The organism is Erwinia sp., from assembly GCF_049696395.1.
Lineage (GTDB): Bacteria > Pseudomonadota > Gammaproteobacteria > Enterobacterales > Enterobacteriaceae > Erwinia.
The window spans coordinates 1-13,316 of sequence record NZ_JBAVTT010000035.1 but is presented as its reverse complement, the minus strand read 5'-3'; the positions used below and the strand labels follow the sequence as shown (position 1 = coordinate 13,316).

General features: G+C 53.6%; 13 protein-coding genes. 4 read left to right on the top strand and 9 right to left on the bottom strand.

Annotated features, from left to right (window positions below):
• Positions 1-84: 84 nt before the first annotated feature.
• The 8 genes from ruvX to metK form a co-directional block, all read right to left on the bottom strand.
• Positions 85-507, bottom strand: coding sequence for a Holliday junction resolvase RuvX (gene ruvX / locus WCC56_RS04970; protein ID WP_424691310.1), 423 nt, complete (start codon positions 505-507; stop codon positions 85-87).
• Positions 507-1,070: a YqgE/AlgH family protein gene (locus WCC56_RS04965; RefSeq protein ID WP_424691309.1), complete on the bottom strand. Its 564-nt coding sequence runs from the start codon at positions 1,068-1,070 to the stop codon at positions 507-509. The genes ruvX and WCC56_RS04965 overlap by 1 nt, the downstream gene beginning before the upstream one ends.
• A 95-nt stretch (positions 1,071-1,165) precedes the next feature.
• Positions 1,166-2,110 (bottom strand): glutathione synthase, encoded by a 945-nt coding sequence (gene gshB, locus WCC56_RS04960; protein ID WP_424691308.1) that lies wholly within the window; start codon positions 2,108-2,110, stop codon positions 1,166-1,168.
• 135 nt (positions 2,111-2,245) lie between these two features.
• Complete coding sequence (gene rsmE, locus WCC56_RS04955; RefSeq protein ID WP_424691307.1) at positions 2,246-2,977, bottom strand: 16S rRNA (uracil(1498)-N(3))-methyltransferase; 732 nt, start codon at positions 2,975-2,977, stop codon at positions 2,246-2,248.
• Positions 2,978-3,051: 74 nt separating this feature from the next.
• Entirely contained in the window at positions 3,052-3,765 is a 714-nt protein-coding gene (gene endA / locus WCC56_RS04950) for a deoxyribonuclease I (protein WP_424691306.1), read from the bottom strand.
• A gap of 106 nt (positions 3,766-3,871) precedes the next feature.
• On the bottom strand, positions 3,872-4,396 hold the full coding sequence (locus WCC56_RS04945; RefSeq protein ID WP_424691330.1) for a SprT family zinc-dependent metalloprotease: 525 nt from the start codon (positions 4,394-4,396) through the stop codon (positions 3,872-3,874).
• Between the two features lie 69 nt (positions 4,397-4,465).
• Positions 4,466-5,863, bottom strand: coding sequence for a sugar porter family MFS transporter (locus WCC56_RS04940; RefSeq protein WP_424691305.1), 1,398 nt, complete (start codon positions 5,861-5,863; stop codon positions 4,466-4,468).
• Positions 5,864-6,276: 413 nt separating this feature from the next.
• Complete coding sequence (gene metK, locus WCC56_RS04935; protein ID WP_424691304.1) at positions 6,277-7,431, bottom strand: methionine adenosyltransferase; 1,155 nt, start codon at positions 7,429-7,431, stop codon at positions 6,277-6,279.
• Positions 7,432-7,862: 431 nt separating this feature from the next.
• On the opposite strand from metK, the gene speA reads away from it, so the two are divergent.
• From speA to speB, 3 genes are all read left to right on the top strand, one after another.
• Positions 7,863-9,839, top strand: coding sequence for a biosynthetic arginine decarboxylase (gene speA, locus WCC56_RS04930; RefSeq protein ID WP_424691303.1), 1,977 nt, complete (start codon positions 7,863-7,865; stop codon positions 9,837-9,839).
• Between the two features lie 116 nt (positions 9,840-9,955).
• On the top strand, positions 9,956-10,360 hold the full coding sequence (locus WCC56_RS04925; protein ID WP_424691302.1) for a YidB family protein: 405 nt from the start codon (positions 9,956-9,958) through the stop codon (positions 10,358-10,360).
• A gap of 120 nt (positions 10,361-10,480) precedes the next feature.
• Positions 10,481-11,401: an agmatinase gene (speB, locus tag WCC56_RS04920; RefSeq protein ID WP_424691301.1), complete on the top strand. Its 921-nt coding sequence runs from the start codon at positions 10,481-10,483 to the stop codon at positions 11,399-11,401.
• Between the two features lie 64 nt (positions 11,402-11,465).
• On the opposite strand, the gene WCC56_RS04915 is transcribed toward speB, so the two are convergent.
• On the bottom strand, positions 11,466-12,218 hold the full coding sequence (locus WCC56_RS04915) for a M48 family metallopeptidase (RefSeq protein ID WP_424691300.1): 753 nt from the start codon (positions 12,216-12,218) through the stop codon (positions 11,466-11,468).
• Positions 12,219-12,502: 284 nt separating this feature from the next.
• Between WCC56_RS04915 and WCC56_RS04910 the strand changes: the two genes are divergently transcribed.
• A partial coding sequence (locus WCC56_RS04910) for a thiamine pyrophosphate-dependent enzyme (protein ID WP_424691299.1) occupies positions 12,503-13,316 on the top strand: 814 nt, incomplete at its 3' end.

Genomic DNA, 13,316 nt, shown 5'->3' with positions numbered 1-13,316 from the left:
GGGCAACTCCAGTAACAGGTTTGTTGATACCTGGCGGGCAGCAGACACTGAAGTGGCTGTATCAGGTTAGTCAGGGTAATAGCGTCAGGACCAGCTGTTTTCAAACCAGCTTTCAAGGATAATGACGGCAGAAAGTGAGTCCACGCTGCCTTTGCTCAGCGCGCGGAAACCACCGCGTTCGAACAGTTCGGCACGCGCTTCTACGGTGCTCAGGCGCTCGTCGTGAAGGTCAACCTGCACGCCAAAACGGCCATGAATGCGGTTGGCGAACTTACGTGCTCTGGCAGTAAGCGGTTGCTCGGTGCCGTCCATGTTCAACGGCAGGCCAACCACCACGCGGTCCGGTTCCCACTCTTTCAACAACGCTTCAATCTTGTTCCAGTCCGGCGTACCGTCCTGGGCTTTCAATGCCGTTAACGGTCGGGCGGTGCCAGTTAACTGCTGCCCAATCGCTACGCCGATACTTTTGGTGCCAAAATCAAAGGCCAACAAGGTCATATGACTCATCAGGCGTGACCTGCATCGCTGGCGATATTGTGAATATCCACGCCAATGCTTTTTGCCGCTTCACGCCAGCGTTCAGCAATGGGGGTTTTGAACAGGATATTGCTGTTGGCCGGGGTAGTGAGCCAGGCATTTTCCAGCAGCTCATTCTCCAGCTGGTCTTTCTCCCAGGCGCAGTAACCCAACGCGACCAGCACGTCTTTCGGTTGCTCCGGGGTTCCCAGCGTCTCCAGGACATCACGCGAAGTGGTGATCACCGTGTTGTCAGAAACACGAATGCTGGAGGCAAAAGTACGCTGAGCGGAATGCAGGATAAAGCCGCGATCTTCCGCCAGTGGGCCGCCAGAAAAGACTGGCTTATCGAGTTTGGCCTCGGGCTCGCGCGGAGTTGGGCTGATCTTTAGCTTCTTGAGAATGCCGTCAACGGTCAGATTGTCCATTGGCTTATTCACAATCACTCCCATTGCCCCATCATCATTGTGCTCGCAGATGTAAACCACCGAGCGCTTAAACAACGGGTCTTGCAGCGTGGGCATCGCAATCAAAAAATGATGCTGTAAATTCATATCAGGATTCTGTAGTCAGGTTAACCGCCCGGAGCTGGCGCGCCGGGCGTAATTAACGGGTTAATAAAGGGGCCCGTTGACCCCATTCAGACCTGTCAGGCCAGACGCTTTTCAATCGCGTCCATCAGCATACCAGTAATTGAAACCGGGAATGCTGCCTCGATCTCACGGATACAAGTTGGGCTGGTGACGTTAATCTCCGTCAGCTTGTCGCCAATGATGTCCAGACCGACAAAAATCAGTCCTTTGGCTTTCAGCGTGGGGCCAACACGGCGGGCAATTTCCCAGTCGCTTTCGGTCAATGGGCGTGCTTCACCCCGTCCACCGGCCGCCAGGTTACCACGGGTTTCGCCCGACTTAGGAATACGGGCCAGGCAGTAAGGCACCGGCTCACCATCCACAACCAGGATGCGCTTATCACCGTCGGTAATGGCGGGAATAAAATTCTGCGCCATGCAGTAGAACTTACCGTGTTCGGTCAGGGTTTCAATGATCACCGACAGATTCGGATCTTCCTTTTTGACGCGGAAAATTGACGCGCCACCCATGCCATCCAGAGGCTTCAGGATGATGTCGCCATGCTCCTGCCAGAAGTCGCGGATCCGCTGAGCACTCCGCGTGACCAGCGTGTCCGGCGTCAGTTCGGCAAACCAGGCGGTGAACAGCTTCTCGTTACAGTCACGCAGGCTCTGCGGCTTGTTGACGATCAGCGTTCCTTTTTCCTCAGCGCGCTCAAGGATGTAGGTCGCATAGATGAATTCCGTATCAAACGGCGGATCTTTACGCATCAGCACCACGTTCAGATCGGCCAGCGCGATGTCCTGCTCGCTGCCAAACTCAAACCACTTGTCGTAGTTCTGCTCAACGCTCAGGGTGCGGGTATGCGCACGAGCTTCGCCGCCACGCAGGTAGAGATCGTTCATCTCCATGTAATGAATTTCGTAACCACGGCGCTGTGCTTCCAGTAACATGGCGAAGCTGCTGTCTTTTTTAATATTGATGGAGGTAATAGGGTCCATCACAATGCCAAGCTTAATCATTATTATTTCTCCAGTGAGCTCTCTTGCTTGCCGTATTGAACACGAAGTGCGCCCAAACTGCCTGCGATGATGATGCTCAATTTTAGTAGTAACCAGCACCGGCAAACTGTACCTGGTGTGCTGACAACCGGGTGATTAACCTAAATCGCCAAAGCGAACCTGAAGCGCGGTAATTGCCGTCAGGGCCGTCGTTTCTGTTCTGAGCACTCTTGGGCCTAACAGGATATCCGTAAAGCCGTAGCCAGCCGTCATGCTGATTTCATCAGCGGTTAATCCGCCTTCCGGGCCAATCAGCAGCCGGACACGTTCAACCGGCAGCGGCAACGTATTGATGCTCTGACTGGCTCTGGGATGCAGGTTCAACTTTAAGCCCTGTTCCTGCTCTGCGCTCCAGGCTTCCAGCGTCATCGCTTCACGCACTTCAGGCACGCTGTTCCTGCCACACTGTTCACAGGCAGCAATCACAATTTTTTGCCACTGCTGGTGTTTTTTCGCCAGCCGCTCGGCATCCAGCTTTACGCCACAGCGTTCAGAAAACAAGGGGGTGATCACATTTACCCCAAGTTCTACCGCCTTCTGAATGGTGAACTCCATCTTCTCACCCCGCGACATGACCTGGCCTAAATGCAGGTGAAGCGGGGATTCACGGCAATCTTCGCGGCTTTCGCCCACGGAAACGCGGACGCTTTTTTTGTCGGCCTGCACAATCTCAGCAGCAAAAGTCAGATTACTGCCATCGAACAATTCCAGGGCCTGTCCGGCACCCATTCGCAACACGCGACCGACATGGTTAGCGGCCTCGTCACAGAGAGCAATTTCGCTGCCCGCAGTGAGCAATTCGGGATGAAAAATGCGGGGTATACGCATGGAAATCCTGATAAATGTTAGCGGCCGGCACACAGATCCGGCCTGAAGATGGACTCTAGTTTAGGTCAGTGATTTTACCGCTGGCAAGCTTGCTGTACATAAGGGTTATGATTGCCCTGTACGCGAGCGATGCGATTGTCCCGTTCGCACTCCCAGGAACTGACCGGATACTGCTTGTTCCAGACCGTCATCAGCTGGGTTTGCTGCTTAGACAGGCTGATTTGATACTGGTCGCGCATGTAAAACCAGGTACGGGCAATGGCACCGCGTGCGCGAGCTGGGGGTTCAGCCTGTTTGTTTTTAAAGTCGACCTTCATTTCACACCGACCGTACTGACGTTCGCCGCCATTCCACTGGCTGTACATAAAGTTGCCACGGTCACCGTTCACTTCACCAATTGAGGGCTGAAGGTTGTGCAGGTCGGTCTCTATCCGACGGTATCCGGCATCTTTGGCGCACTGTTTACGCCCGCCGTTTTGCCAGCACTGACGCTGGTGGCCGAAAGTCCAGGCTGGCACTACGTGTTCCCACTCAATGCGTTTAGCGCGGTTGGCATTTTTACGGACCTGGTAGCCGCAGGAGGCGAGGTCTGGCACGCCTTTTTTGCCTTTCCAACTGATCTTACAGCCGCAATAGAAAGAGCCTGGCGCATCGGCATTCAGCTTAGCCGCGTACTCTTTGGCCTGACCAAAGCTGTTTTGATGGTAGTTGTCCAGGCTGAGGCTGTGAGCGAAAAAGGTCGGTAAAAGCAGGGAGAGTGACAAGCAGTGAAAAATTTTGCGAAGCATGTTCCGGATTTCTGTCTTGTAAACGAGGCGGCGAGAGTAACAGATGCGATCCGCTTCGGGAAATCAGCGCCAGAAAATCAGTGTGTTATTGCTGTTTTTTTCTTCATCAGGACGATTTTTCGGATTGTTGGAACTCACCGGGAGAGAGGCGATCGCCGCAGCGCACACAGCGGTATTCACTTTCACCCCTGACCACACGGTTATGGCGTCTGACCGTCAGCTGGTGTTGCTGACACCCACAACGGTAGGGGAACGAGCGGCTGCGTACGGATTCAATTTCAAACTTATGGGTGCGCTGTGCCGGCACATCCAGAATGCTTTCCATCATCCACTTCCACTCTTTGCCGTGCGGGGCTACCCGGCCAAAGTGTTTCCAGACCAGCAGGTGAGCCAGTTCATGCGGGACGACTTCATCGACAAAGGCCTGCTGATTCTCCAGCAACAAAACCGGATTGAGACGGATTTCCCAGTGTTGCAGCCACGCGGTGCCCGCTGCCGTGCCACGTTGTTGGTAGACCAACTTCGGTTCAGGGTAGCTTCGTTCCAGGCGTTGGTTTGCCAGCTGCAGCTTGTCACGCAGAGAGCGCATAACGGCTTGTTGCAGGGCAATAGGGAGTCTGAGGGATTTCATACGGCAGAGAATACGATCTGGCAGGGGGGAATTCAATAAAGCTGGCCGGGTTTCCCCGGCCAGAGACTCTTAGTCACGATGACCGATATCGCGCAGCTTCTTGCCGCCCAACAGGTTACGTTCAATGTGCTCCAGTGAAATCCCTTTGGTTTCCGGGATCAGCACGATAGTCAGGATGATGAACACTACGTTCAGACCCGCGTAAACCCAGAAGGTGTTCGCATTGCCCAGCGTGTTGAGCATGGTCAGGAAGGTCGCGCCGACAATCATGTTGGCAATCCAGTTGGTTGCTGTAGAAACGGTGATACCGAAATCGCGGCCTTTCAGCGGCTGAATTTCAGAACACAGAACCCAGATCAACGGACCGGCACTCATCGCAAAACCAATGATGAACATCAGCAGCATCGCGATAGCGAAGTACTGACCGGCTGAAGAGTGAATGCCCACGTGCAGCATGGTGCCGAGGATACCCATCCCCACCGCCATCACCATGAAGCCCAGTTTCAGCGTTGGTTTACGGCCCCAACGGTCAACCAGACCGATAGCAATGAAGGTGGCCAGTACGTTGACCAGGCCAACAATAACCGTGCCCCACATCTGCTCGGTGGTATTGGTGAAGCCAGCAATTTCAAAAATCTTCGGCGCGTAATACATGATCACGTTCATCCCGGTGAACTGCTGCATGATCTGCAGAAGAACGCCCAGATAAACCGCGCGACGGAAGTTGCTGTTGCCTTTAAACAAGCTCCAGCCAGACTGTTTGATTTTCAGGCTCTCGCGGATTTCGTCCAGCTCGCGTTTGGCTTGCTCGCTGGTGTCACGCAGACGGTCCAGTACGCGCTGTGCGGTACGGAAGTCGCCTTTTGCCGCCAGCCAGCGTGGGCTGTTAGGCAGGAAGCAAACACCCACCAGCAGCAGAGCCGCAGGAATGGTGATCACACCCAGCATCCAACGCCATTCGCCGGAGTAGCTGAACGCGGTATCAGACAGATACGCACCCAGAATACCGATGGTGATCATCAACTGGTACAGAGAAATCATACTGCCGCGAATTTTTTCAGGCGCGATCTCAGAGAGGTAAAGCGGCGCGGTATAGGAAGCCACACCCACAGCCAGACCCAGCAGAACGCGGGCGAAGATCAGCATTTCCGGGTTGGATGACATCGCTGACCACAGCGAGCCAATCACAAACAGCACGGAACCGATCATCAGGCTCTTTTTACGACCAAGGCGGGAAGACATCCAGCCGCTACCGACTGCCCCTACGGCGGCACCAAACATCATTGAGCTAACAATCCACTCTTGCTGATGGGCGGTAACGTTAAAATCTTTCGCGATGAAAGGCAGGGCGCCAGCGATAACGCCGATATCCAGACCGAACAACAGGCCAGCCAGTGCTGCGAGGAAACAAACAAAGAAGGTCATCGCCTTGTTTGATGTCCTGCTCTTTTTCTTATTATCAGGCATAACGCCTCCATTGAAGTGGTACTGCTTATTGTTGTTATAAATGTTAGAAAACCTTCGCCCACAAGACTGTGCTGCAGATCACATTGGTGTAATCGGTTACACACCAGATCATTCCTAAATGCAGCCTTTTCACGCGCGCTTACGCTTTATAACCAGTTAGACATAGTAGTAAATAGTTTCACTCAGTTCCCGGGTGCCCTTCTATCGGACAGCGCTGAAAATAGCGCATTCCGCTACAAGTTGTTAAGAGAGTTAATTCTTAATTGTCAGATCTATCGAAATATTTCTGAGTGTAACCGTTAACACTTTCACGGTCTTCAGCCCAAAAAAGTGTAGCCAGATCATAAAATTGCGCCAGCTTCAGACAGCAAAAAGGGCACCCACCGGGTGCCCTGTATCCTGCAAGCTGTTGCTTACTTCAGGCCAGCAGCTTCACGCAGCTGTGCAGCCTTGTCGGTTTTTTCCCATGGGAAATGTTCGCGACCGAAGTGCCCGTATGCCGCGGTCTCGCGGTACATCGGGTGCAGCAGGTCCAGCATCTGAATCAGACCGTATGGACGCAGGTCGAAGAACTCGCGCACCAGCAGAGTCAGCTGCTCGGTAGACACTTTCTCCGTCCCGAAGGTCTCAACCATGATCGAGGTAGGCTCTGCCACGCCGATAGCGTAAGAAACCTGAATCTCACAACGGTCAGCCAGGCCAGCAGCAACGATGTTTTTCGCGACATAGCGTGCTGCATAAGCTGCAGAACGGTCAACTTTAGACGGATCTTTACCGGAGAAAGCACCGCCGCCGTGACGAGCCATGCCGCCGTAGGTATCCACGATGATTTTACGGCCAGTCAGACCACAATCGCCCATTGGGCCGCCGATTACAAAACGTCCAGTCGGGTTGATGTGGTATTTGGTGCTGGCGTTAATCCACTCTGCTGGCAGAACCGGCTTGATGATCTCTTCCATCACCGCTTCCTGCAGATCTTTCAGCGAGATATCTTCTGAGTGCTGGGTAGACAGAACCACGGCATCAATACCGACGATTTTGCCGTCGTCATACTGGAAGGTGATCTGGCTTTTTGCATCCGGGCGCAGCCATGGCAAGGTGCCGTTTTTGCGCACTTCAGCCTGACGCTGAACCAGACGGTGAGCATAAGTCACCGGCGCAGGCATCAGCACGTCAGTTTCGTTGGTGGCATAACCAAACATCAGGCCCTGGTCGCCAGCACCCTGTTCCAGAGGATCAGTACGGTCAACGCCCTGATTGATATCCGGAGACTGCTTGCCAATGGCGTTCAGTACAGCACAAGAGTTGGCATCAAAGCCCATATCAGAATGGACATAACCGATTTCGCGCACGGTGTTACGGGTGATCTCTTCGATATCAACCCAGGCCGACGTGGTGATTTCACCCCCGACCAGCACCATGCCGGTTTTGACATAAGTTTCGCAAGCCACGCGTGCTTTCGGATCCTGCTCGAGGATGGCATCGAGCACAGCATCAGAAATCTGGTCGGCGATTTTATCAGGATGTCCTTCTGAGACGGACTCGGAAGTGAAAAGGTGTTTAGCCATTTGTTCTTTACCTTACTGAATACGGGTGGATAACGACTGCATAGCGCTAAAGACTGTTTGCCAGTTCACACCGGCTTCGGTTCCCAGCGCCCCCTCAGGCAAAGCCATGAGCAGTACATAACAGGTGACGCTTAGAAGTTAACCATTTAGATGGATTAACATCTGGACGGCTATTTTAGGTTACTCATTAATCGGATTGCCAGCCTTTTTTCTTTAAAGCTTTTTTCAGTTGAGGTGAAAAGTGTAACATTTTCATGACAGGGTTCTCATTCCGCACAATAAGGATTTGCATAATGTTATACTTGAGAGACCGTTTGGCGCGACGCTTCAGCGTTTTATGCTGAATTTACGCCTTGCCGATGGCTTGTTGTTGCGGGTTTTCCCTGCGATAGTAGTTAACTGTTCCGCATCACTGAAATTTGAGGCTCGCAATGTCTGACGACATTAAGACAATGAAGGGTTCGTCAGCTGGCGAACAAGGTGGACTCCGCTCTATGCAGGAGGTGGCCATGAGCGATCAAGAAGCCAGCAAGATGCTGCGCACCTACAATATTGCCTGGTGGGGTAATAACTACTACGACGTCAATGAGTTAGGCCATATCAGCGTTTGTCCGGATCCGGACGTCCCTGAAGCCCGAGTCGATCTGGCGAAGCTGGTTAAAGAGCGCGAGGCCGAAGGCCAGCGTCTGCCAGCCCTGTTCTGTTTCCCGCAGATCCTGCAGCACCGTTTGCGTTCTATTAATGCCGCATTCAAACGTGCGCGGGAATCTTACGGCTACCGCGGCGACTACTTCCTGGTTTACCCCATCAAGGTTAACCAGCATAAGCGCGTGATCGAGTCATTGATCAACTCCGGCGAACCGCTGGGGCTGGAAGCCGGATCTAAAGCCGAATTGATGGCTGTACTGGCTCACGCCGGTATGACCCGTTCAGTGATCGTCTGTAACGGCTACAAAGACCGTGAATATATTCGCCTGGCGCTGATCGGCGAGAAGATGGGCCACAAGGTCTATCTGGTGCTGGAAAAAATGACCGAAGTGAAGCTGGTGCTGGAAGAGGCAGAACGTCTGAACGTTATTCCTCGCCTGGGTATCCGTGCTCGTCTGGCCTCTCAGGGCTCAGGCAAATGGCAGTCCAGCGGCGGCGAAAAATCGAAATTTGGTCTGTCGGCCACTCAGGTTCTGCAACTGGTTGATATCATGCGTGAAGCGGGCCGAATGGAAAGCCTGCAGCTGCTGCATTTCCACCTCGGTTCGCAGATGTCCAACATCCGCGACATCGCTACCGGCGTGCGTGAATCCGCCCGTTTCTATGTTGAGCTGGCGAAGCTGGGCGTCAACATTCAGTGCTTCGATGTCGGCGGCGGTCTGGGCGTGGACTATGAAGGGACACGTTCGCAGTCTGACTGCTCCGTAAACTACGGCCTGAACGAGTATGCCAATAACGTGATCTGGGCGATCGGCGATGCGTGTGAAGAGCACAATCTGCCGCACCCAACGGTGATCACCGAGTCTGGCCGTGCCGTAACTGCTCACCATACCGTGTTGGTCTCCAACATCATCGGTGTTGAGCGTAACGAGTTCAGCGAACCTCAGGCACCTTCAGGAGACTCTCCACGTCCTATCGTCAGCATGTGGGATACCTGGCAGGAAATGCATGAGCCAAACAACCGTCGCTCGCTGCGCGAATGGCTGCACGACAGCCAGATGGACCTGTTTGATATTCATACCGGCTACTCGCAGGGGATTTATGACCTGACGCAGCGCGCCTGGGCTGAACAACTGTATTTGAGCATCTGCCATTACATTCAGCAGCACCTTGACCCAACCAACCGTGCGCACCGTCCGATCATCGACGAACTGCAGGAACGTATGGCGGACAAGATCTACGTGAACTTCTCGCTGTTCCAGTCGATGCCTGATGCCTGGGGAATCGATCAGCTGTTCCCGGTTCTGCCGCTGGAAGGCCTGAACAAGTCGCCTGAACGTCGCGCCGTATTGCTGGACATCACCTGTGACTCTGATGGCACCATCGATCACTATGTTGACGGTGATGGTATCGCCACTACGATGCCGATGCCGCAGTACGATGTGAATAATCCTCCTATGCTGGGCTTCTTTATGGTGGGGGCTTACCAGGAAATCCTGGGCAACATGCATAACCTGTTTGGTGATACCGAAGCGGTGGATGTGTTTGCCTATGCCGATGGCCGCGTTGACGTGCATTTGTCTGACGAAGGCGACACCGTTGCCGACATGCTGGAATACGTTCAGCTGGATCCGCAGGAGCTGCTGACCCACTTCCGTAACCAGCTCAAAGAGAGCGATCTGGACGAAGAGCTGCGGGCACAATTCCTGGAAGAGTTCGAATCTGGCTTGTACGGCTACACTTATCTGGAAGACGAATAATCTTCACAGAGTGGAAGTGACTCTCGCCCAGACTGTCGGCGCGCAGTAGCTCACTTCCAGACGGTGTGACGGCATTGAAAAATGCGCCATGCCTCAACGATAAAAAGGAGAGGTTCATGGGTTTGCTTGATGGAATTTTAGGTGGGGCGTTGGGCGGAGGCTCACAAAATGGTGAGAGCACCGGTTCTAACCCCCAACTGCAGGCTATTATGGCCTGGGTAGAGGAGCAGGGCGGCTTTGGCGTGCTGTTGGAAAAGTTTCAGCAGGGCGGCTTTGGTGCCATCCTCAGTTCATGGTTAGGCAACGGCAGCAACCAGCCCATTGGCAACGGTGAAGTTCAGTCAGCCTTCAGTCAGGAAGCGATGGAATCGCTGGCCTCCAAACTGGGCACTGACGTGAACGGGGCTTCTTCAACGCTGGCGCAGTATTTGCCAGAGGTGGTGGATAAAGCCTCACCAGCCGGACAGCTCGATACCCAAAGCATCAGTAATTTGCTGGGTAACGTTTTTAATAAGTCCTGATTGCACTGCCGACTCAAAATCCCTTTCTCGTCGGGTTTAACGACGCGGTGGGGATTTTTTTTTATCTCTGTCTCAGCAAAAGCTGGCCTGGTCCGGCTCCACAGTTAAAGAGGATTTGGTATGAATAACACCCTGGGCAACCAGTACGACAACTCACTGGTGTCAAACGCCTTTGGTTTTATGCGTTTTCCGGTCAACTTCCAGCCCTACGACAGCGATGCCGAGTGGGTGATTACCGGTATTCCTTTCGATGCAGCGACCTCTGGTCGCCCTGGTAGCCGCTTAGGCCCTGGCGCGATTCGTCAGATCTCGACTAACCTCGCCTGGGAAGGCTGCCGCTGGCCGTGGAACTTCGATCTGCGTCAGCGTCTGAACGTCATCGACTGTGGCGATCTGGTTTACGCGTTTGGCGATTCACAGGATCTGAGCGACAAGCTGCAGGCTCATGCTGAGAAGCTGCTGGCTAACGGCAAGCGTATGCTCACCTTCGGTGGCGATCATTACGTGACGCTGCCGCTGCTGCGCGCCCATGCTAAATACTTCGGTAAGATGGCTCTGGTCCATTTTGATGCCCACACCGATACCTATTCCAATGGCCCGACCTTCGATCACGGCACTATGTTCCACCATGCGCCGAAGGAAGGCCTGATCGATCCGGCACATTCAGTGCAGATCGGTATCCGTACTGAATTCGATGCCTCGCTGGGCTTTAACGTGCTGGATGCCGCTCAGGTAAATGACCGCAGCGTGGACGACATCATCGCCCAGGTGAAGCAGATCGTTGGCGATATGCCGGTCTACCTGACTTTTGATATCGACTGCCTGGATCCGGCTCATGCGCCAGGAACCGGTACGCCAGTTATCGGCGGCCTGACTACCGACAAAGCGACCAAACTGGTGCGCGGCCTTCAGGGGCTGAACATTGTCGGTATGGATCTGGTTGAGGTTGCGCCAGGTTACGATCAGTCAGAGATTACCGCTCTGGCCGCTGCGACGCTGGCGCTGGATATGCTGCATGTTCAGGCGGTGAATAAAGGCTAGTTTCAGCCGCTGAAATGAGAAGGGCGCCCTGCAGAGGGCGCCCTTTTTTTATCTCATCAGACGGTTATTTACCGGCAGCGATACGATCTTTAATGTGCTGGGCACGGTCAGCGGAAGCCGGGTGAGAGTCAAACATTGAGCTCGCGTGCGTGCCTTCCAGTTTTGCCAGTTTTTCAAAGCTGGTGACCAGGCCGTTCGGGTTGATGTTGCGCTTTTTCATCAGGTCGAAGGAGTAATCATCTGCCTGAGATTCCTGCTTCTGCGAGAACTGAGCATTGACCAGTTTCTCACCAAGGTCGGCCAGCTGTGACTGAGACAGCGTACCGGCAATGCCGCCCACGGAACCTATTGCGGTGCGTGCAGCTGTAGCACTGTAAGCGACCTGCATTGCGCGGCGGCTATGGCCCAGCGCTACGTGGCCCATTTCATGGCCCAGCACGCCTTCCACTTCGTTGTCCGTCATCAGATCCATCAATCCGCTGTAAACACGGATACAGCCGTTAGCCATGGCCCAGGCATTCACGTCTTTAGTGAGGTAAACCTTGTAGTTAGCCGGTGTTCCGTTGATGTTGTCACCCAGAGCGGCGGCGATTTTGTTCAGGCGTTGTGCGTAGGTGCTGGAAGCCGGTGCAATTTGCGCTTCGCTATCCATCTGGGCGCAGGATTTGTTGCTGAGTTCTTTGACCTGTTCATCACTGATGGTGGCAGCCTGGTAGGCTTGCGCGCCAGACTGCATCAGCGCATTACTGTCAAAACCCTGACAACCAGAAAGTGCGGTAATCAGGCCCAGAGAAACTAAAGAGAGAGCTAATTTCATGGTATGTCGTCCATTAGTAACAAGGTAATAAAAACAAGTACCTGCCAAACCGGCAGAATAAAAGGGTGCTGACAAAGAGAGCGTTATAACGCTCTCAGCTACACATGCATAGTGGTTATGGCAGCAAACCGCAAGTTTACTCCAGCTATTTTGCACGTTTCGCCATGTACAGCAGACCCGTCTTTCATGTACATTGAGGGTCGACTTTTACAACTTTGCCTGATAACTCATTGATTAAAATAGGTTAAGGACGGCGAAGCGTTTAATCCGACCTGGAGTAGAACATGTCTTCTCGTAAAGAGCTTGCTAACGCCATTCGCGCATTAAGTATGGATGCGGTACAAAAAGCCAAATCTGGCCACCCTGGCGCCCCAATGGGCATGGCAGATATCGCCGAAGTGCTGTGGCGTGAATTTCTGAACCATAACCCAACGAACCCACTGTGGGCCGACCGCGACCGCTTCGTGCTGTCTAACGGTCACGGCTCCATGCTGATCTACAGCCTGTTGCACCTCAGCGGCTACGATCTGCCGATTGCTGAGCTGGCTAACTTCCGTCAGCTGCACTCTAAAACTCCAGGTCACCCGGAATTCGGTTACACCGCAGGCGTTGAAACGACTACTGGTCCACTGGGACAGGGCGTTGCAAACGCAGTAGGTATGGCAATTGCTGAGCGGACCATGGCTGCACAGTTCAACCGTCCTGGTCACGATGTTGTTGACCATAACACCTATGTCTTCATGGGTGACGGCTGCATGATGGAAGGGATCTCCCATGAAGTGTGCTCGCTGGCGGGTACGCTGAAGCTGGGCAAACTGGTTGCCTTCTATGATGACAACGGTATCTCTATCGACGGCCACGTTGATGGCTGGTTTACTGACGACACTGCCAAGCGTTTCGAAGCTTACGGCTGGCACGTAGTGCGCGGTGTTGATGGTCACGATGCCGCAGCGATCAAGAAAGCGGTTGAAGAAGCGAAAGCGGTTAGCGACAAGCCTTCCCTGTTGATGTGCAAAACCGTGATCGGTTTTGGCTCACCAAACAAAGCGGGCACGCATGATTCACACGGCGCACCGCTGGGTGATGACGAAGTGGCAC